This is a genomic window from uncultured Thermanaerothrix sp. (assembly GCF_938028735.1).
In the GTDB taxonomy this organism is placed as follows: Bacteria; Chloroflexota; Anaerolineae; order Anaerolineales; family Anaerolineaceae; genus Thermanaerothrix.
The window spans coordinates 15657-35896 of the sequence record NZ_CALIMF010000012.1; the positions used below are offsets into that span (position 1 = coordinate 15657).

Below are 20240 nucleotides of genomic sequence, written 5' to 3' on the forward strand. Positions count from 1 at the left end.
GGCCCTCACAGATGCGCCCATTCGCGAATTCTATCACCTATTGACCAACACTCAAGCTCTACTAATGCACTGTCCAGAACTTCCTTTACTGGGTCTGAGAGTTGTGGGGGAATCCCAATATTCCTCTTATAGATTATTTGCTGTCCCATGTTCCAGTAAAATCCGGCAGTCCAAAACCAGCGCTCCTTCGCCTTTCGGGCGCACTAGCAGGGGGTTTATCTCCGCTTCCTGGATTTGTGGAAAATCTAATGCCAGACTGCTCAGGCGTAAGATGGCATCAAGGATGGCTTCGAGATCGGCTACAGGCTGATTGCGGAAACCACTCAGCAGCCGTCCTGCGCGGGTTTCGGAGATCATTCCCAGTGCGTCATCGCGGGTCAGGGGGGCTACCCGAAACGCCACATCGCGGAAAAGTTCCACATAAATGCCCCCCAAACCAAACATCATTACTGGTCCAAAATTGGGGTCACGCCGCATCCCAACGATAACCTCATGACCCGCAGGGGCCATGGCCTCAATCAGCACCCCTTCTAGTTGGGCATGAGGGAGCTGGTTTTGCAAGTGGGTCATCATCTCGTCAAAAGCCTGGTGCACCTCAGTGGCGCTTCGCAAGTTTAGCCGGATCCCCCCCACATCGGATTTGTGCAGCACCTGTGGAGAAACAATCTTCATGACTACTGGAAAACCAAGCTTTTCTGCGGCTTCGATGGCTTCTTCAGCGTTACGGGCAAAGGATCCTGGGATCAAAGACAACCCGTAGGCGGCCAACAAAAGACGACTTTCGGCCTCGCCCAACACCTGACGTGAGGCGAATTGAGATAAGATGGCTGCGGCCTCTTCGGTCTGACAGCCCTCCGGGCGAATGGGCTGTGCCAAAGGATACTGGCGCCATCTCGCGTATCTTTGCATAGCTCCCAACACGTACCCCGCGGATTCGGGGAAGGTGTACATGGGAATGCCTGCCTGATGAAGCACCTCTCGGGCCTGGCCAACGCTATATTCGCCCATAAAACAAGCCAGTATGGGTTTGGTGGCTACTTGGGCTGCCTGAACAATATGTCGCGCTACCTCTGCTGGATCCACTAGGGCTTGAGGTACTAGGATGATAAAGATAGCGTCCACATTTGGATCCTGCAGTGCCTGGGTGAGGGCGAAAGCGTAATCAGGTGGTTCGGCTCCCCCTAACATGTCGATCGGGTTATCAATCTGAGCGGCGGGATTGAGGTGGGCACGCAGTGCCTGACGGGTGTGTTCTGCCAAGGGGGCTAGTTGCAATCCATGGGCTGCCAGACTATCCGAGGCCAGCGCGGCGGGCCCTCCGGCGTTGGTGATTATGGTCACCCGAGAACCTTGGGGCAGAGGTTGAGTATCCAATGCAGTGGCAATTTCAAACAGCTCAGCCACTGTATTCACTTCGATGACCCCGCTCTGGATGAATGCTGCGCGGTAGGCTTCGTTAGCCCCCGCCAACGAACCCGTATGGGAAGAAACTGCCCGAGCACCTGCTTCAGTACGTCCTGCCTTAAGCAGGATGATGGGCTTGTGGCGAGTCACCGTGCGCGCGACGCGCAAGAAACGTTGACCATCTCGAATGGATTCGACGTAAGCCGCAATGACGCGTGTGTTGGGGTCTGTGGCTAGGTATTCAATCATATCCGTTTCGGTGACATCGGCTTCGTTGCCCAGGCTGGCGAATGTGGCGAAGCCAATCCCTTTGTTGCGCAGGTAGTCAATCACTCCACCGCCCACTGCGCCTGATTGGGAGACAAAACTGATGCCGCCTTTGGCCGGGACGCCCTGGATGAAAGTCGTATTCAAACCCGTATGGAGGTCAAGTGTGCCTACGCAGTTTGGGCCGATCAAGCGCATTTGATGCTTGCGAGCAATCTCCAGGCAACGCTTTTCTAAGGCGGCCCCTTCGGGGCCCACTTCTTTGAAGCCGCCGGAAATAATAATGGCAGCCCGAATGCCTCGCTCACCACAGGCTTCCAAGGCTTCGGGCACAGCGGGCGCCGGGATAATGATCACAGCCAGTTCCACCGGGTCTGGTACTTGGCGGATATCAGGGTAACAAGTCAACCCAAAGATGCTCTTGTTCTTCGGATTCACGGGGTAGACTGCCCCTTGGTAGCCATAGGCAAGCATGTTCCTTAAGATACCATGGCTTAATTTCGATGGGTTATCTGAAGCGCCAATGAGAGCAACACCCGCAGGGGCGAAAAAAGGACGCAGATCAGAACGCATGCACACTCCTCCGACAAAATAGAGTTACACGGCTGGACTTATTGTACATGAGGATAAGGGTGGTGACCAAATGTCCTGCTGGAGGTTGTTCTGAAGGTCTGTGTTAGAATTGCGAGACGATGGCAGAACCCTTCATTCGTATCACCAATCTTCATTTCCAGTACCGATCTCCAGAGGGGAGGGTATTACCTGCGCTACGTGGAATTAGTCTGGAAATCGAACCGGGCGAGTATGTGGCGCTAGTAGGAGCCAACGGATCGGGTAAATCAACCCTGGTGCGACATCTCAATGCGCTTTTACTCCCGGATCAGGGGGAAGTCTGGGTGGAGGGTTTGAACACGCGCGATGTGACAGTTCACCCCCTGATTCGTCAACGCGTTGGTATGGTCTTTCAGTTTCCGGAAGATCAGATTGTGGCCAGCGTGGTAGAAGACGATGTGGCTTTTGGGCTGGAAAACTTGGGGTTGTCAGACGAGGAAATACGCCGACGCGTGGCAGAGATACTTCAAACGCTAGGTTTATGGGAGCACCGTTCTCGCCCGCCTCATTTACTTTCGGCGGGTCAGATCCAGCGCCTGGCACTGGCGGGAGTGCTGGTCCTACGTCCGCGCTGCCTGATTCTCGATGAGGCGACGACTATGCTTGACCCGCAGGGGCGTCTGCGGCTACTGGCGCTGGTGGAGTCTCTCAATCATGAAGGTGTGACTCTGATCCACGTCACGCATCACATGGAGGAAGCCGCGCGCGCCAAACGGGTGATTGTGTTACACCAAGGCAGAGTGGTTTTGGATGGCTCACCTGCAGAGGTGTTTGCGGATGCAGAGCGAGTAAAGGCTTTGGGGTTGGAAACCCCACCAACGCTACAGTTGGCCCAGCAATTGCACCGGATCTACGCAGGTTTTCCGGCGCTGGCCCTCCACCCAGAGGATCTTCTGGCAAAGATTCCTGCTTATCCGGGAATCCAAGAGAGCTGCCCGACTTTGCCAGAAGATCACAGGGAACCTTCTCACGCGCCGTTCATTGAAGTAGACAATCTGGCTCATACCTACCTGCAAGGGACTCCCCTAGCCCATGTGGCTCTGCAGGATGTCCATTTACGGGTCGGTGAGGGAGAGGCGGTGGCGCTTATGGGGGCAACGGGTTCGGGAAAATCCACGTTGCTCCAGCACTTGAATGGTCTGTTACGGCCTCAACAGGGGCGGGTGCGGGTGGGACCGTACCATCTTGAGACGCTCAAGGATGTGCGCCCGGTACGGTGGTATGCGGGGCTGCTAATGCAAAACCCTGAGATGCAATTCTTTGAAACCTTTGTAGGAGATGAAGTGGCTTTTGCACCTCGTTTGATGGGGGTAAAGGATCTACGCGAACGGGTGCGATGGGCTCTGGAGATGGTAGGCTTGGACTTTGAGGTCTATAAAGATCGTTTGTTGTTCACTTTGAGTGGGGGGGAACGCCGTAAGGTTGCTCTGGCCTCCATTTTGGCAATGCAACCGAAAGTGCTTTTGTTGGATGAACCCACGGCTGGGTTGGATCCGGGTTCGCGGCGTGAGTTGGTGTTGAACTTGCAGCAACTCAAGGCCCATGGCACGACGCTGGTGATTGCGACTCACCATTTGGATGATTTGCTCTCCATGATTGACGGGGTCGAGGTGCTTTTCAGGGGGAGAAATCAGATGGGAGGGGTGCCAGCGCGTATTTTTAATGGGTGGCTTTCTCTGGAGCCTGTCGGTTTGGTTACCCCCTTGCTTTACCGGGTGGCGCAAAAACTTCAACAACAAGGTTGGCCGGTCCCGTGGACGAACGAAGAAGAGGGTCTTATCCATGCCGTTCAAACCGCATTAAGAGTGGGACATGAGCGAGTCGTTTGAGTACCTGCGTCTGATTTCCTTGGGACAGTATCTACCCCTCAGCTCCTGCATCCACCGCCGTGAGGCACGGGCCAAAGTAGCGGCTCTTATAAGCATTATCCTGGCGGTGGTGTTTAGTTCTCGCCTCTCTGGTCTCCTCCTTGCGTTGGGTGCAGCGCTTATTGTCTTGCGATTGGCTCACATTGGTTGGGGCTACGCGTTACGCGGATTGCTCCCACCGCTTCCGTTCATTATCTTGCTGATGGGGATCCAGATGGTATGGGTCTCTTATCGGGAGGCGGGCGCTTGGGAAATGCAATGGGGTTGGTTGCGCTTAAGTCAGGGAGGGGTGATCGCAGGAGCACTGTTAGGGGCTCGTTTTGCAGTTCTGTTACTCTGGTTGATGTTGGGTTCCTACTGTATCTCAAATACGGAGATGGTGCGGGCACTCCGCCAGTTGTTGAGGCCATTAAGGTATGTGGGCATTTCATCTCGTGATGTGGCAATGGGGGTGCAGGTGGCCTTGCGGTTTGTCCCCTACCTCGCGTTGCTGCTGGAACGCATTGCCAAAGCCCAGGCCTCGCGCGGAGCGGTGTGGGGTACGCCTGCGGGAGGCTTGGTGACCCGCGTACGCCAATTGTTACCCATTCTGATCCCCCTTTTTCTGCTTGCCCTGCGCAAGGCTGAAACGCTGGCCTTGGCCATGGAGGCACGGGGTTATAGCAACCCCATTGCTGAGGATAGCCTCCAGTTGCCACCATGGGTTTCTGCAGATAGGTGGTTGCTGGTCATCGCCCTCGGGTTGGCAGGTGCTATTTTGTTTTTATAGACGCGCCCCCTGCGTTCGAACCGGTAGGCGGCGGTAAGCAGCTACGATGGCCAGCGTGAGCAAGGCAGAGGCAATGGCTTCGGGCACTCCGTTGAAAAGGACAATAGGTAGCATGGCTGCCCACGGGAGGAGGCCTAGAAACCCAATGGCGCCCAACACTAAGAACGTGTTGGTGAGGCTACCAGCGGCTCCTGCTGTAACCAGGGCCAGCCAAGGCCAGCGCTGTAAGGCGCGCCAGACCAGCCAAGCTGCTGGCCCGATGAATAATCGAGGGACGACGGAGATCAATGGATTGGTAAACCAGACATCTGCCGGACCGGTAGGAGCAATGGCAGCTTGGAGCATGCTGAAGACGCCGAAAATTAAGCCGATCCCCAAGCCAACCCCTGGGCCTTCCAGCACCGCGCCAATGACTACGGGGACGTGCATAATGGTCAGCGAGGCACCGGTGAACCAGGGGATAAATCCCAGACGGGTTACCCCCAGAAACACAGCAATTGCCCCCAAAACGCCAGTAATCACAACTTTGCGGACTCGTTCTTGAGGCATTTGATCTTCTCCTTGTCTTATTGAGTGGCACCATTTTACCAAACCCGCGCAGGGGGTAAAAGTTGCACAAAAATCCTCGCCCAGAGTAGGATGAGGTGCTTTGTAATTTGCTAAAATGGAAGCATTCCTGACACTTTTTACATTCCGGGCGAGGTGATTGCATGTCTTCTATACAACCTCGTTGGTACGATTACATTCGCTACAATTTATATTGGTTTGCGCTGACCACCCGCGGACAGACTATTTCCCCGATAATCGTCCCTCTCTTGGTGCAGCAGTTTGTGGGTGAAACCGCCAAAGGTACATATTTGGGTACCATTCGCCTTTGGGCTTTAATGGTGGCTCTACTTATACAAGCATTAATGGGGATGCTCTCTGATCGGAGTACGCATCCTTGGGGACGCCGGCGTCCGTTTATCCTGCTGGGCACCATAGGGGAGATTCTTGCCTTCACACTCATTGGCCTGGCAGCGGGGCTGCAGGGGCTAGAAGGTTTCTGGGTGCTGTTCGGGCTTTATATTTTCTCAATGTTCAGTTCCAACGTGGCTCATGCGGCCACTCAGGGACTGATTCCCGACCTGGTCCCCGAGCCGCTACGGGGTCGCTTTTCGGGGGTCAAGGCATTTTTGGAATTGCCTTTGCCGCTTATTTTCGTGTCATTCGTCGTGGCGCGCTGGATAGGCGCTGGTCATCTATGGGCGGGCATCGGGGCGGTAATTGGGGTGTTTTTGGTCTGTGCAGCGGTGACTATGACCATCCCGGAGCAACGCTTGGCAGTTCCGTCCTTTGCGTTGGATTGGCAGCCCATTTTGCGTTTGGCGATGATGACGGGGATGTTCACGGTGATCATCCTCGCTGGAGGGGCGGTGATTCGCTGGGGAGTCCATTTTACAGCGCTTTTGGGGGCAGATACACGGCGTTGGTTGGTCGGTGCGCTTGGGTTGGTGATTATGGCGGTGGTTGTTGTCGTGGGGGTATTGGGGAGTCTGCGCATCGGTTTGGGAAGGGATTGGAACCTGGCCCCGAGTTTTCCGTGGTGGGTGGTGAATCGATTAGCCTATCTGGTTGGTTCCACTAATTTGGCCACCTTTCTTCTTTATTTTTTACAAGAACGGTTTGCTGAGTTTCAAGGGGAACGCGCAGCGGCTCCGGCGGCCAGCATTGTGATGGTGGTGGGCATTTTTATTTTATTGACCACTTTACCCAGCGGTTGGCTGAGCGACCGATTGGGTAAACGCCCCATTCTGGTGTTGGCGGGCAGCCTGGCGGCTCTGGGGACCCTTTTGGTCGTCTGGGCACCTAACCTAACACTCTTACGGGTAAGCGGCGCTATTCTCGGAGCGGCCACGGGGCTTTTCTATGCCGCTAACTGGGCCCTTGGTACCGAGATTGTGCCTTCTGATCAGGCAGGACGTTTCCTGGGACTCTCCAATCTTGCTGGTGCGGGGGCCGGGGCGATCGGCGCGTATATTGGTGGTCCTGTTGCTGATGCCGTGGGTTACACTGCTCTGATGCTCACCTTTGGGATTTTGTTTCTCTTCTCAATTCTGGCTTTAGCAAGGATTCGACCCTCACAGAGCGCTGCGTGATGAGAAACTTGTAACTTTTAGAGATCTAATACATCTGAATAATAGAAGCCAAAATATGCCATCGGGAGGTGAGCCATGCGTGTGAATGAAGCCGGTTGGGATCGTGTTTTACGGGTTGTTTTAGGCCTGGTGCTTTTAATCTTGGGATGGGGTGGTATCGTTAGTGGAGGTTGGGGTACTGCCCTTAAGATCCTTGGGTTTGTGCCGCTGTTGACCGGTTTGGTGGGATATTGTCCGCTCTATGCACTATTAAAGGTGCGGACTAACAAAGCGTAATTTTGTAGGGTTGTATGGGGAGAGCTTGCTAAGAATGGTTTTGGGCAGGCTCTCCCAAATCTCAGAACCCATTAAGGGTTGATGGGAAGTAATTTATGAATCTTGAACAATGGCAAGAGATGCTTCAGCGGACCTCCTGGCCAATCGTGGTAGAATTTTGGGCGCCGTGGTGTGGGCCGTGCCGGGTCATGGCGCCATCTTTAGAGCGAGTAGCGCATAAATTCGAGGGGCAAGTTGATCTGGTGCGGATCAACGCTGACGATGCCCCCGAAGTGGTACAGGCTCTGGGGATTCTTGGAATCCCGACCTTAATCGGTTTTGAGGGTGGTAGAGAGGTTTTTCGGCGCGTGGGCCTGCAGTCGGAATCCACTTTGGAGCGATTGTTTGAGGCGCTGTTAAAGGGGAAAACTGAGGGAGTGTCTTCACTGGGTCGGATTGAACGGCTAATGCGCCTAGTAAGCGGAACGGTCATATTGGTGCTGGGATGGGGCAACGGTCCTGCGCTCGCATTGATGTTGGTCGGGGCTGCATTGATCTTTAGCGCCGTTTATGACCGGTGCCCCCTTTACAACGCTCTGATCTCCCGGGTAAAAGCCTGGCGGCGATCCCAGTGATTTAATTGAAGAGGCTCAAAAAGAAGCCCGGTGTTGTCCGGGCTTTTCTTTTGGGTAATAAAGCGGGTAATAAAGCGAATATTTATCAAAAATATCACATAATATGCTAAAATAGGGGCGCGTACCTTGCCCTTTGGATAGGCAGAGCCAGCCGAAGCAACTGTAAAGAATTCTTTCTACTCGTGCAGGAGGTGTTTGCATATGTTGGCCGCCTTTTTGCTGGCATTGCGAGAAGGGCTGGAAGCGGCTCTCATTATCGGCATCCTTTTAGGGGCTTTGGAGAAATTCCAGTTGCAATCTCTTAAGCGCTCTGTTTGGCTGGGAGTTGGTGCAGCTGCCGGCACCAGCTTGCTGGTTGGGTGGGGGTTGAATGCCCTGGGGATGGAACTTGAAGGCCCGGCTGAGGCTGCTTTCGAGGGGATTATGATGATCTTGGCCGCCGGCTTGCTCACTTGGATGATTTTCTGGTTCCACCAGCAAGGCGCGGCAATCCGCCAGGAATTGGAGCGCAGCGTGCAATTTGAAACCCTGCGTCGAGGGGCGTGGGGGCTTTTTGGGGCGGCTTTTACGGCTGTCGGGCGTGAGGGAATTGAATTAGCGATCTATCTCCTGGCTGCCCGTTTTGCAGCGGGTGCTTTACCGACTTGGAGCGGGGGGCTATCGGGGTTGGGGGTTGCAGCCTTATTGGGTTGGGTGCTCTTTGCTACTACTTATCGTCTCGACATCCGGCGCTTCTTCCGGGTTAGTAGTCTCCTGCTACTTCTATTTGCCGCTGGATTGGTTGCTCATGGTGTCCATGAACTTAACGAAATCGGCTGGATCCCGGCCCTGATGGAGCCTCTCTGGGATACTAGCCATTGGCTTCCTGAGGCCACTTTTCTCGGTCAGGTGCTAACAGCGTTGTTCGGTTACAATGCCAATCCCTCATTGACAGAGGTATTGGCCTATTCAGCCTATCTGGTGGGTATGGGTATTTTGTTATTGCCCAAGCCCTCCTGGCGTGCGATACACACTTAATTTTTTCATTGCCTTACCTTTGCTGCCGGTTGAACACCCCCAAAGAGGGTGTTTTTGTTCACCATGAGGGCGGCTATAATGGAGGAGGTCTTTTGGATAACCAGGACATGCGGGATGCTTGGAAATGGATGCTGAGGTGATTGTCGTCGGGGCTGGCCCTGCAGGAGCGATGTGTGCTTACCTTCTGGCTTGCGCGGGGGTAAAGGTAATTATTCTGGAAAAAGCGATCTTGCCGCGTTACAAACCTTGTGGGGGTGGTCTAACTCCGCGGGCTCTCAAATTTTTGCCATTTGACCCTACCCCGGTAGTAGAGGTGCGCGCGGTTGGAGGCCAACTCACCTGGGAGGGCCGTCTGCTATTACAGCACCGCCGCGAGCCTTATGTCGCTCTTCTGGTGATGCGAGATCAATTTGATGCCTGGTTGATCGGGCAAGCTCAGAAGGCTGGCGCGCGGTTGTGGTCTGGAACCCGTGTGTTACAAGTTGAGGAGTCTGCGGATTCCGTGCAGGTGGAAACCTCTTCTGGGGTGCTCCGTGCAGCCTATCTGGTGGGAGCCGATGGGGTGAACAGCGTCGTTGCCCGATCCTTAAGGTGGCCCCGACGCCCCACCGGGGTTGCCCTCGAAGCCGAGGTGCGAGTTTCGGCAGAGGGATTAGAGCATCAGGGAGCGTATCTCACCTTTGATTTTGGGGCTGTGCCATATGGATATGGGTGGATCTTTCCGAAAGCCCACCATCTTTCGGTGGGGGTGTTTTATGCGCGAGAGGGCCGTGTACCCGATCTTAGAATGCTTTTGGCTCAATTTATGAGCCGTTATCCGCATCTTGTGGCGGGTAAACTAGAGCGGGTTCAAGGGCACCACATCCCATTGGGGGGTGCGCACCAACCACTTCACACCCAGCGCACCCTTTTAGTGGGGGATGCAGCAAACCTGGCAGATGCTTTTTTGGGCGAGGGCATCAGTTATGCATTATGGAGCGCCCATTTAGCGGCTGAGGCTCTGCTTGGCTGTCTGGCTAACCCGCAGGCAAGCCTGGCAACTTATACCCGCGCTGTTCAGGTCACCCTAGGGCGTGAATTGCGTTACGCGGCGCGTCTGGCCCGATGGGTGTATGCCCATCCAAAGCCTGCCGCCACGTTGCTGGTGGGTAGTGCTTGGTTACAGACCCTGTGGGTGGACACGCTGACCGCGCAACGCTCATTCACTGGTTTTCTCCACGCCCTTCCTTTCTACTTGCCTGCTATCCTAGCCCAAGGTCTGGTTTGGAAGTCACATGGGGGGACGAGGGGATGAAGGAGCGCATTTATACAGGACTTCGGATTGTCGCCAGCCTGCTTGGATTGGGCCTTCTAGCGCTGGCCGGGTGGCCCTCTGCAAATTCCAGGGTGGTTTTGAAACCTGATCTGACCTGGTTGCGCAACAATGGGGAAGCAGCCGGTGGGCTTCCGGATGGCATTCTGGAGTCCATTGAGAAGACGGATTTGGTCTTCAGATGGCCTCAGCGCCTCCGAGTCGGGGAAAGTGGAAGTATTCGCCTAAGTTGGGAGCCGAGGACCCCCTCATCCTCCTCGGAAGACTTGATCTCTGTCCCAACCCGGTTCATGGTAGCCACACGTTTAGAAGTGAGCGGTGGGGGGCGAGTTACGCCGATAGGGATGTGGCGTGAAGTGGTGGATATGCGGAAACCAACGAGCCTGAATTGGGAGGTGGTGGCGCTTGAGAAAACATCTCTCCAGGGGACGTTGTGGGTGTATGTGCATAACCCTCAAGACGCCAATCAGGGATTAGATTTGCCAATTCTGGCTTGGTCATTCACCATCTCGGTGGACGCCCCTTTAGGACTTCCCCGCTGGGCTTTAGGGCTCTTGGGCGGCCTGCTGATGGGCATGAGCCTGATTCGAAATAGGCAAAGTTAAGTTATTACTCTAATAACGAAAGATCAATTATAAAAAATTATACAATTTAGATGGCTACACTCTAGTTGCTTTACAAGATGGCGTCCCGTTGATAGAATAAAAACGTTGGCGGGAAGTGCAGTTTCCTGCCAAGGTAAGAAATCCTGAAAATCTACGGGGCATGAAATGCTGAATGCGTGGTTGTATATTGGGCTTTTTACTTTGGTGGCGGCTGCGTTGCCCGCCATTGCGATTTTTCTGGCCGGATTGTTGGCTCCAAAGAAACCCAACCCTATCAAGAATGCTACCTACGAGTGTGGGGTCGAAACTGTTGGGCCAGCATGGACACAATTGCGGGTGCAGTACTATTTATTTGCTCTGGCCTTTCTAATCTTTGACGTTGAGTCGGTGCTTCTTTTCCCGTGGGCGGTAGCGTATCAACAGCTACCGCTTTTTGCGATTGTGGAAGCCGTCATTTTTTTGGCTATCCTTGTGGGTGGCCTTTTTTATGCCTGGCGCAAGGGGGCTCTCAACTGGCAGTGAGACGTCTCTAAGTTTTCAAGGGAGGCTCAATGGCTGTTTTTTGGCAGGATCCTATCACGTTTTTGCGCCTGTGGCTGGAGAACCTGCTGCTATCTTGGGGGGTGCCGGCGGATTGGGCGCTGGTGATTCGGTTTGCCGTAGGAGCCGTGCTCCTAGTCACCGCCGCGCTTTTACTCGTCATCCTGCAACTCTGGCTGGAACGCAAGTTAATCGGTCGCATTCAGGACCGCTTGGGTCCAAATCGTGTGGGACCGTGGGGACTTCTTCAGCCTATTGCCGATGTCCTTAAGATCTTCACCAAAGAGCACATCACCCCGGCCGGCGCAGATCGGATACCTTTCAACTTGGCACCGGTGCTTTCGGTGGCTGCAGCCTTGATGGTCTGGGCGGTCATTCCGTTCTCTGCCACGGTGTTTGGGGCTGACCTCAATGTGGGTATTCTTTACCTGCTGGCTGTAGGGGCATTAGGAGAGCTTGCCATTATTCTTGCCGGTTGGGGTTCCAACAACAAATATGCCTTGCTTGGCGCCTTACGTACGGTAGCGCAGTTGATCTCTTATAGTGTCCCTATGACGCTATCGGCGCTGGTGCCCGTCATGTTTAGTGGGAGTTTGCACCTAAGCGTGATTACACGGGCTCAAGAAGTGTGGTTTATTGTGCTTGCACCAGTGCCGGCCCTAATCTTTTTGACAGCCTCGGTAGCGGAGGTGGGGCGAGCTCCCTTTGATTTGCCTGAGGCCGAGTCGGAATTGGTGGCAGGTTACAGCGTGGAGTATTCTGGGTTGAAGTTTGGCTTTTTCTATGTGGCCGAGTTTTTGAAGGCCTTTACAGTTTCACTTATTTTTGCCGTTCTGTTCTTGGGAGGGTGGCGAGGTCCTGGAGCAGAGTCATATCCAGTTCTTGGATTTGTTTACCTGATGCTCAAAAGTGGCATTGTGTATCTCTTGATGATACTGTTTCGAGGAACGTTGCCACGCTTTCGCATTGATCAGGTGATGGATTTGAACTGGAAGGTCTTGACACCGCTGGCCTTGATTCTTCTAATGGTTATAGCATTGGCAGATTACTTTTTACGTGGCACGCTCCCCTTGGTGCGCATCCTGGGTTTATTATGCATCAACGGGCTGGCATACCTTGTGTTGGATCGCGTGTTGTCTTCCCGTGAACGTCTGCGACGGCGTTTGGTAGCTCAACCGGTGCGTCCCGTAGCCCGGCCGGAGAATCTGATCACCTCATCTGATGTGGGGGGACGGTCGTGAGCGCTTTACAGTGGGTGTTTCTTGTGACGGCTCTGATCACGGTGAGTGCAGCGGTGATGATGGTGGCTTCACGCCGTATGATGCACGCCGCTTTGTGGCTGGCTGTGGCGTTGCTCGGGGTGGCAGTGGTGTTTGTCACTCTGGAAGCCAGTTTCTTTGCAGTTGTCCAACTTCTGGTTTATATTGGATCTATATTGATCATAATCGTGTTTGCGATCATGCTGACCCAACGCTCTACAGAGGCGGGCCCGCGGCTTAATCCCTTTGCTTGGGGCGCGGCGGGGGTGGCGGGGGTTGTTTGGGCGGCCCTAACCTACATTTTCATTCGCTGGCTGATGAGCGGTACGCCATTACAGGAACTAGGTGCTTCGTTTGACGATGTTGTGCCATTAGGAAAAGCATTAGTAGATGCCGAGGGGTTTGCTGTTCCTTTTGAGGTCGCCTCGGTGTTGCTCTTGGCCGCCCTTATTGGGGCGGTTTACATTGCCTTCGAACGTAGAGGGGAAGGGTCATGATCCCGCTATCCTGGTATCTCATCCTTTCGGCGACATTGTTTAGCATTGGATTGTTTGCTGTGTTGGCACGCAGGCATGCGATTGCCATCCTGATGGGCATTGAACTCATGCTCAATGCCGTCAACATCAACCTACTGGCTTTCTGGCATTACTGGTCACAGATCAAAGGTGTGCCACAAGTCAGTGGGATGGTTTTTGCAGCGATGATTTTTGTACTGGCCGCTGCTGAGACGGCAGTGGCTTTAGCGTTAATCATATCGGCTTATCGCCGTCATCACACCGTTGTCGTGGATGAGATGACCCTTCTCAAAGGCTAATCTGGGATGGAGAGGATATTTGCAATGCCTGTGGACATCCTGATTGGGTTCTTGCCCTTACCTCCTCTATTGGCATTTTTTGTAATTATGCTTTTCACTTATCGGCGCAATGGCTTAAGCCATGGGCTTGCCATTGGTTCCGTCACCCTCTCGTGGCTGGGAAGCCTGGTGGTCTTCTGGCACGCGTTGCAGGTTCGGGATCTAGCTGAACACCCCTGGGGCGCTCAATTAAACTGGATCCCCACGGGCAATACCTGGTTTCAGATTGGCGTGCACGTAGATCCGTTAACGGTGGTGACCTTGTTCTTTGTGGCCTGGACGATTCTGATGATTTTTATCTACAGCGTAGGCTACCACAATTATGGTCAACCGCGTGGAACATTGGATCGCCCCGGTTTACCCCCTCAGGGCGCGGAGGTACAGGACGCTCACGGTCACCGACACCGCGTGCCCTCGGTTGAACCGATGTACGCGCGGTTTTTTGCGCTGGTCAGCCTATTCGCTTTTGCCATGTATTTGTTGGTGATCAGTGATAATTTGCTCACCCTCTACATTGGTTGGGAAGTGATGGGATTATGCTCTTACCTGCTGATTGGATTCTGGTATGCTAGAGAGTCCGCTCGGAACGCTGCGGTGAAGGCATTCCTCACTACGCGAGTAGGGGATGTGTTCATGCTATTAGGTTTGGCTGCGCTTTATACACTTACCGGGAGTCTCAATTATCGAGCAATCCTGAGCAATCCGCAGGTTCTTGAGATCCTGGCAACCACCGCCTCGCCCATAGCGGGTATATCCTGGGCGGCTCTAATTGGTTTGTTGCTTTTTGCCGGTACGATTGGCAAATCGGCGCAGTTTCCGTTACATGTGTGGTTGCCCGATGCCATGGAAGGTCCTACCCCAGTTTCGGCAATGATTCATGCAGCCACCATGGTTTCGGCAGGCGTTTATTTGATGATCCGCTTTTTCCCTTTGCTCGCGGCTGGCTGGGTACCGGGTCAGCCATTGACTTTACCGATGGCAGCCATGGCAGCGATTGGGGCTTTTACCGCCCTTTTTGCGGCGACCATTGGGCTGGCCCAACGGGACATCAAGCGCGTATTAGCATACTCCACAATTTCGCAGTTAGGGTATGTGATTGCGGCGTTAGGAATCGGGGCCTATGTGGCGGCTACGTTCCATTTAGTCACTCACGCTTTTTTCAAGGCTTTGCTCTTCCTGGCTTCCGGTTCGGTGATCCATGGAATGGAGCATGGGGTTTATCATACGGGTGACCACCTGGACGCGCAGGATATGCTCAACATGGGGGGGTTGCGCCATAGAATGCCTTGGACGTTCTGGGCGTTCTTGGTGGGCGGGCTTTCGCTAGCGGGTTTTCCGCTCTTCACTGCAGGATTCTGGTCTAAAGATGAAATTCTGGCCTCAGCGTTTGAGAGCAATCTGCTGGTGTTTATCACGCTGGGGGTGGCGGCGTTGCTAACGGCATTTTATACCATGCGTCAAATTACATTGGTGTTCCTGGGGCAGCCACGGAGTGCGGCGGCCGCTCAGGCTCACGAGTCGCGACCGGTTATGGTGGTGCCCCTACTTGTGTTGGCTTTCTTTGCAGTAACGGTTGGTTGGGTGGGTGTTCCTCAGTATTTCCCGGGGCTTGGTGGACGCCTGCCTAACTGGTTTGGCGCCTTTGTGGGAAGCATGTTGGGGCACGCAGGGGAAACCAGCCATGCAATTTTTACACCCACGCCGTTGGTGGTTTCGGTATTGGCTTCGCTAGGGGGGCTGTTCCTCGGCTGGTGGGTGTACCGGATCCAGAGAGAGCGTGTTCAGGATGTGCTGGCTAGGCCTCTGGGTGGCCTCTACCGATTACTCGAACGCAAGTATTATGTGGATGAAATTTATCAGGCTGTGTTAATTCGGCCGGCGCTTTGGTTGGCCGATGTCTTCACCTACCGCTGGCTAGACCAGAGGATGATTGATGGCGTTCTGCATGGGGTGGCACGCCTGGGCATTGCCATAGGGCATTTGTTCCGTGAGGTTATTGACCGTCCATTGATCAACGGCGCTGGAGATGCGCTGGCCGAAGGAACGCACGAAGTAGGTACACGTTTGCGTGCTTTGCAGCCGGGTCGCTTACAGATTTATTTGCTCCTTGCGCTGGTGGCAGTGATCCTAATGGGGTTGGCGTTCTTTTATATCGGGATGATTTAGACTGGGCACTGAGGAGTGAAGAATGACCTGGTTGGAATCGCACTGGCTCACCCTGATCTTATTCGCGCCGACAGCGGGTGCCCTTATTTTGTTGATTTTGCCCGTTCGTAACGAAAAGGGGATTCGGGTGTTGGCGCTGGGTTTCTCGCTGATCTCGTTGGTGCTCACGCTTTTGCTGTGGGCGCGGTTTGAGTCGGTGCCCGTCACGGGGGGGTTCCGCTTCGTTGAACGTGCCGAGTGGTTCAGCGCCATTCATGCTTTTTATCATCTCGGGATAGATGGCCTTTCATTCCCACTAGTCTTGTTGACGACGCTTCTGACTCCGCTGGCGTTACTGGCCTCGGAAAGCATAAAAACGAACCTCAAGGCTTACATGGTGCTCTTTCTGTTGCTGGAGACCGGTATGCTGGGGGTTTTCCTGGCGTTAGACCTATTACTCTTCTTTGTTTTCTGGGAAGTTGGGCTGGTGCCCATGTACTTCCTGATTAGTCAATGGGGAGGCGCCAATCGTCATTATGCGGCACTTAAATTCATTCTCTATACCATGGGTGGATCGTTGGGGTTACTATTGGCCATTCAGGTAATAGGTCTGAGTGGCGGGACATTTGACTTGGTGGAATTGTTCCAACGCTGGCCAGCCTTAACCTATCTGAACCTTCCTTTGGGACTTTCTATCGAAACCATCAGGGCCATTGCCTTTTGGGCTTTCGTGATCGCTTTTGCAATCAAGGTCCCGGTTTGGCCATTTCACACTTGGCTGCCAGATGCCCATACAGAAGCTCCGACAGCAGGCTCGATGATTCTGGCAGGAGTACTGCTGAAGTTGGGCGGTTATGGCTTTATCCGCCTGATATTACCCCTCTTTCCGAATGAGGCCCAGCGCTTTGCGCCAGCCCTGGCGGTGTTGGCTGTGGCGGCTATTATTTTGGGTGCGTTAGGGGCCTTGGCGCAACAAGACTTTAAGCGTCTGGTGGCTTATTCCTCCATCAATCATATGGGGTTTGTTGTGTTGGGGGTGGCGGCGGCTGCTCTGGCTTGGCGCGCGGCAGATCCTCGGGCCCAGCTAGATGCCAACCTGGCGCTAAATGGCGCCGTGTTGCAAATGTTCAATCACGGGTTGAGTGCAGCGGGAATGTTCTTCCTGGTTGGTGTTATTTATGACCGTGCGCATACACGTGATCTTCGGGATTTTGGTGGTCTCTATGCCCTTCTCCCGGTTTACGGGACCATTCTAATTTTTACAGCCATGGCTTCGCTGGGTTTGCCGGGTTTAGGGGGCTTTGTTTCAGAATTTCTGGTGGTACGGGGCGCCTGGCCTCAACTCACGTTGGCGACGGCTTTGAGCATGATTGGGTTGTTCTTCACGGGTGCGTATCTCCTTAAGGCCTTACGCTCAGTCCTACACGGCCCTCTTAATCCGCGCTGGCAGGGGGTTCTTAAGGATATGAGTGGCCTAGAACTCATTGTCATCCTGCCTTTAATTGGTCTAAGTTTGCTAACCGGCCTATGGCCTGCGTGGCTTTTGGGGATGATCAACCAAGCCGTCGTTACACTTTTTTGATGAGGTGAAGAATGCCGTTTCCCATTCTTAGCGCCATTGTGCTGACACCGCTCCTGGCCGGGTTGATCTTGCTTTGTCTCCCTGCCGAACAACATGACTGGGTACGCCGGATAGCGTTGATCGCGGCCACGCTGGTTTTGGGACTGTCCTTCGGACTCTACCTCGGTTATGACACGGGCATGGGTGGGTATCAATTCATTGAGCGCTATCCCTGGTTACCCGACTTGGGGATTTCATATGCTGTGGGGGTTGATGGGTTTAGCCTGCCCATGGTTCTTCTGGGAGCGTTAGTGCTTTTCTCCGGTGTCTTGGTTTCGTGGAACATAGAGGAACGCCCGCGCGAGTTCTTTGCTTTTATGATGTTTCTGGCGACCAGCATTTTAGGGGTTTTTGTTTCCCTCGATCTCTTTCTATTGTTCTTCTTTTTTGAAATTGCCGTGTTTCCAAAGTATTTGATGATTGTGTTGTGGGGCTATCCCAAGACCCGGGATTACGGGGGTATGAAGTTGACCCTGTACTTGTTTATCGGCTCAATGCTCGCTCTGGTAGGCGCCCTGGCTTTATATTTCAATTCGGGGCTGCGAACCTTTGATCTCTTGGCGCTGGAGAAAGCTGGCTTTCCGGTAGCCTTTCAGCGCTTTTGGTTCCCCTTCATTTTTCTGGGTTTTGCCATATTGGGCGGCATTTTCCCCTTTCATAGTTGGGCACCTGATGGTCATGTTGCGGCGCCCACAGCGATCTCGATGTTACTGGCGGGCGTGGAAATGAAGGTGGGGGCTTTTGCTGCCCTTCGGGCGGGCATTATGCTATTGCCGGAAGGGGCAGTCTTTTGGTCGCCGCTGATCCTCGCCCTGGCCACGGTTAATGTGGTCTATGGGGCAGCCATTGCCATGGTACAAACAGATTTCAAGTATGTGATTGGTTTTTCCTCGGTTTCACATATGGGGCTGGTTCTGATCGGATTTGCCAGTCTTAACCGGGAGGGATTGATGGGGGCGGGCTTGCAGATGTTTTCCCATGGCGTGATGACGGCGCTTTTCTTTGCCATTGTGGGTATGGTTTATGATCGGGCACACACCCGGGATATTCCCGCTCTGGGGGGGCTGGTACGCGTCATGCCTTGGGCGGCTGTTGGTTTCATCATTTCGGGTCTGGTTTCGATGGGAATGCCCGGCTTTTCGGGTTTTGTGGCTGAATTTCCTGTCTTCCTGGGCGCCTGGCAGCGTGCTCCTTGGGTGGCTGTGATAGCCGTATCGGGTATTATTATTACCTCGGCCTACATTCTTCTGGTGGTACGGCGCGTTTTCTTTGGCGATATGCCTGCGGCTTTAGTGGGCAAAGTGGGCGATGTGAGCGGCAAGGATAAAGGGGTGATTTTGCTGCTCTCAGCCATGATGATCCTTTTGGGTTGGTTCCCTTCATTACTGACTCCGCTGGTTGAATCGGGGGTGCGCCATATTCTAGCCCTGGTGGGAGGTGCGTGAGTGGTGGCTTCGACCTTGCCTGTAGAGTATATCCGCGCCCTAGTGCCTGAAATTGGATTGCTGGTCCTGGCAGGGGTTGTGCTGGGATGGGATCTATTCGCTTCGACGACCTCGCGTCAGCGCTGGTTGGGATGGGTAGTTGCAGCGGGTAGTTTGGGAATTGTGGTGTTAAGCCTACTGTTTGCCGTTCCTGCCCCGTCCCCGCGCCTTTTGTGGGGGGGCGTGCTTCGCCTGGATGAAGTGGGTTTTGTTTTTCGGATGTTGTTTTTAGCTGGGGTGGGCTTGACCGCTCTCTTTGCCATGCAGGTTAAGGCCCTTTCTGGTAAGGGGGAATTCTTCGCTCTCCTTCTTTTCAGTGGTTTAGGGTTTAGTCTAATGGCCTCAGCGGCGGACATGGTTATGCTCTTCCTCGCCATTGAGACGGCCTCTATCCCTCTCTATGTGTTGGCGGGATTCTATCTTCGGGATGTTCGCTCTGCTGAGGCTGGGCTTAAGTATGTGCTTTTTGGGGCTGTGGCGTCGGCTACGCTGCTGTATGGTCTGAGCCTGCTCTATGGTATGAGTGGGACAACACGCTTGTATGACCTGGATGCTGCCTTGTATCAGGCCCAGGCTCCCCTCGAGATGGTGATTGTGGCACTGATCTTGGTCTTAGTTGGGTTTGGATTCAAGGTGGCCGCGGTGCCGTTTCACTTCTGGGCACCAGATGTCTATGAGGGGGCACCCACTCCTGTAACGGGGTATCTTTCTACGGCTTCAAAAGCCGCCGGTTTCGCCGTGTTATTGCGATTCCTGATCAGTGTGTTTGCCGAACAAACGGCTTTCTGGACGCTTCTAATTGGTATCCTTGCAACGGCCAGTATGCTCGTGGGCAACTACCTGGCTCTAGTTCAATCCAATGCTAAGCGGTTGCTGGCCTACTCGTCTATCGCTCATGCCGGCTACATCCTGATTGGAGTGGCCGCCGGGACGCCCCTAGGGGCTACCGGGGCAGTGTATTACTTGATTGCGTATCTGGTCACTAATCTAGCCGCATTTGCTATCCTGACAGTCGTGGAGCAGGCGGTTGGCTCTAGTGACCTGAAAGCCCTAGAGGGGTTGCAGCAGCGTTCGGCCCCTTTGGCACTGGCTATGTTGGCAGCGCTGCTTTCGCTGGGTGGTATACCCCCATTTGCGGGTTTCATTGCTAAATTATTGGTCTTTGGTTCGGCGATCGAAGCTGGTCAAATCTGGCTGGCCTTTGTGGGCGTGTTTAACTCTATTATTGCGCTTTACTACTACCTGGTAATGCTCAAAACGATTTATCGCTTTACGCCGGGTGTGGAACCCATCTCAGGCCTCAGGCCCGCTTGGCGGCTAGCATTGGGGATCTGTGTGGCAGGCATTGTGTTGGTTGGGGTGTGGATAGCCCCCTGGTATACTTGGGCGGGAAGCGTTGCTCGGGTGTTATGGGTTTATTGACGTCATTTTTGAGCCCGTGATATAATCGCAACGT

Annotated in this window: 18 protein-coding genes; 16 read left to right on the plus strand and 2 right to left on the minus strand. The window is 54.0% G+C overall.

The window, feature by feature from the left end:
- Window positions 1-126: 126 nt before the first annotated feature.
- Window positions 127-2244: an acetate--CoA ligase family protein gene (locus tag Q0721_RS06530; protein WP_299027171.1), complete on the minus strand. Its 2118-nt coding sequence runs from the start codon at window positions 2242-2244 to the stop codon at window positions 127-129.
- A gap of 119 nt (window positions 2245-2363) precedes the next feature.
- Here Q0721_RS06530 and Q0721_RS06535 point away from each other — a divergent pair, with 119 nt between their 5' ends.
- Together Q0721_RS06535 and Q0721_RS06540 are read left to right on the plus strand one after the other, a co-directional pair.
- A complete protein-coding gene (locus tag Q0721_RS06535) occupies window positions 2364-4112 on the plus strand; it encodes an energy-coupling factor transporter ATPase (protein ID WP_299027174.1) in 1749 nt (582 codons plus the stop codon).
- Window positions 4096-4920: an energy-coupling factor transporter transmembrane component T gene (locus Q0721_RS06540; RefSeq protein WP_299027176.1), complete on the plus strand. Its 825-nt coding sequence runs from the start codon at window positions 4096-4098 to the stop codon at window positions 4918-4920. The genes Q0721_RS06535 and Q0721_RS06540 overlap by 17 nt, the downstream gene beginning before the upstream one ends.
- Here Q0721_RS06540 and Q0721_RS06545 read toward each other — a convergent pair.
- Entirely contained in the window at window positions 4915-5469 is a 555-nt protein-coding gene (locus Q0721_RS06545; RefSeq protein WP_299027179.1) for an ECF transporter S component, read from the minus strand. The genes Q0721_RS06540 and Q0721_RS06545 overlap by 6 nt on opposite strands.
- Before the next feature lie 161 nt (window positions 5470-5630).
- On the opposite strand from Q0721_RS06545, the gene Q0721_RS06550 reads away from it, so the two are divergent.
- From Q0721_RS06550 to Q0721_RS06615, 14 genes are all read left to right on the plus strand, one after another.
- Window positions 5631-7058: an MFS transporter gene (locus Q0721_RS06550; protein WP_299027182.1), complete on the plus strand. Its 1428-nt coding sequence runs from the start codon at window positions 5631-5633 to the stop codon at window positions 7056-7058.
- A gap of 75 nt (window positions 7059-7133) precedes the next feature.
- A complete protein-coding gene (locus tag Q0721_RS06555; RefSeq protein WP_299027185.1) occupies window positions 7134-7334 on the plus strand; it encodes a DUF2892 domain-containing protein in 201 nt (66 codons plus the stop codon).
- 95 nt (window positions 7335-7429) lie between these two features.
- Entirely contained in the window at window positions 7430-7948 is a 519-nt protein-coding gene (locus Q0721_RS06560) for a thioredoxin domain-containing protein (protein ID WP_299027188.1), read from the plus strand.
- 201 nt (window positions 7949-8149) lie between these two features.
- Window positions 8150-8965, plus strand: a complete 816-nt coding sequence (locus Q0721_RS06565; protein ID WP_299027191.1) for an FTR1 family protein — start codon at window positions 8150-8152, stop codon at window positions 8963-8965.
- 124 nt (window positions 8966-9089) lie between these two features.
- The gene (locus Q0721_RS06570) at window positions 9090-10259 is read left to right on the plus strand and encodes a geranylgeranyl reductase family protein (protein WP_299027194.1); all 1170 of its coding nucleotides are present in this window, start codon (window positions 9090-9092) and stop codon (window positions 10257-10259) included.
- The gene (locus Q0721_RS06575; protein WP_299027197.1) at window positions 10256-10882 is read left to right on the plus strand and encodes a hypothetical protein; all 627 of its coding nucleotides are present in this window, start codon (window positions 10256-10258) and stop codon (window positions 10880-10882) included. Before Q0721_RS06570 ends, Q0721_RS06575 begins: the two co-directional genes overlap by 4 nt.
- A gap of 165 nt (window positions 10883-11047) precedes the next feature.
- Window positions 11048-11404 carry an NADH-quinone oxidoreductase subunit A gene (ndhC, locus tag Q0721_RS06580; protein ID WP_299027200.1) on the plus strand — a complete coding sequence of 119 codons (357 nt, stop codon included), beginning with the start codon at window positions 11048-11050 and terminating at the stop codon, window positions 11402-11404.
- Between the two features lie 29 nt (window positions 11405-11433).
- Window positions 11434-12663 (plus strand): NADH-quinone oxidoreductase subunit NuoH, encoded by a 1230-nt coding sequence (nuoH, locus tag Q0721_RS06585; protein WP_299027203.1) that lies wholly within the window; start codon window positions 11434-11436, stop codon window positions 12661-12663.
- The gene (locus Q0721_RS06590; protein ID WP_299027205.1) at window positions 12660-13178 is read left to right on the plus strand and encodes an NADH-quinone oxidoreductase subunit J; all 519 of its coding nucleotides are present in this window, start codon (window positions 12660-12662) and stop codon (window positions 13176-13178) included. Before nuoH ends, Q0721_RS06590 begins: the two co-directional genes overlap by 4 nt.
- Complete coding sequence (gene nuoK, locus Q0721_RS06595) at window positions 13175-13495, plus strand: NADH-quinone oxidoreductase subunit NuoK (RefSeq protein WP_299027207.1); 321 nt, start codon at window positions 13175-13177, stop codon at window positions 13493-13495. Before Q0721_RS06590 ends, nuoK begins: the two co-directional genes overlap by 4 nt.
- A gap of 24 nt (window positions 13496-13519) precedes the next feature.
- A complete protein-coding gene (gene nuoL, locus Q0721_RS06600; RefSeq protein ID WP_299027210.1) occupies window positions 13520-15700 on the plus strand; it encodes an NADH-quinone oxidoreductase subunit L in 2181 nt (726 codons plus the stop codon).
- 22 nt (window positions 15701-15722) lie between these two features.
- Window positions 15723-17261 (plus strand): NADH-quinone oxidoreductase subunit M, encoded by a 1539-nt coding sequence (locus tag Q0721_RS06605; RefSeq protein ID WP_299027213.1) that lies wholly within the window; start codon window positions 15723-15725, stop codon window positions 17259-17261.
- Between the two features lie 11 nt (window positions 17262-17272).
- Window positions 17273-18745: an NADH-quinone oxidoreductase subunit M gene (locus Q0721_RS06610; RefSeq protein ID WP_299027215.1), complete on the plus strand. Its 1473-nt coding sequence runs from the start codon at window positions 17273-17275 to the stop codon at window positions 18743-18745.
- Entirely contained in the window at window positions 18746-20206 is a 1461-nt protein-coding gene (locus tag Q0721_RS06615; RefSeq protein ID WP_299027218.1) for an NADH-quinone oxidoreductase subunit N, read from the plus strand.
- Window positions 20207-20240 lie beyond the last annotated feature (34 nt).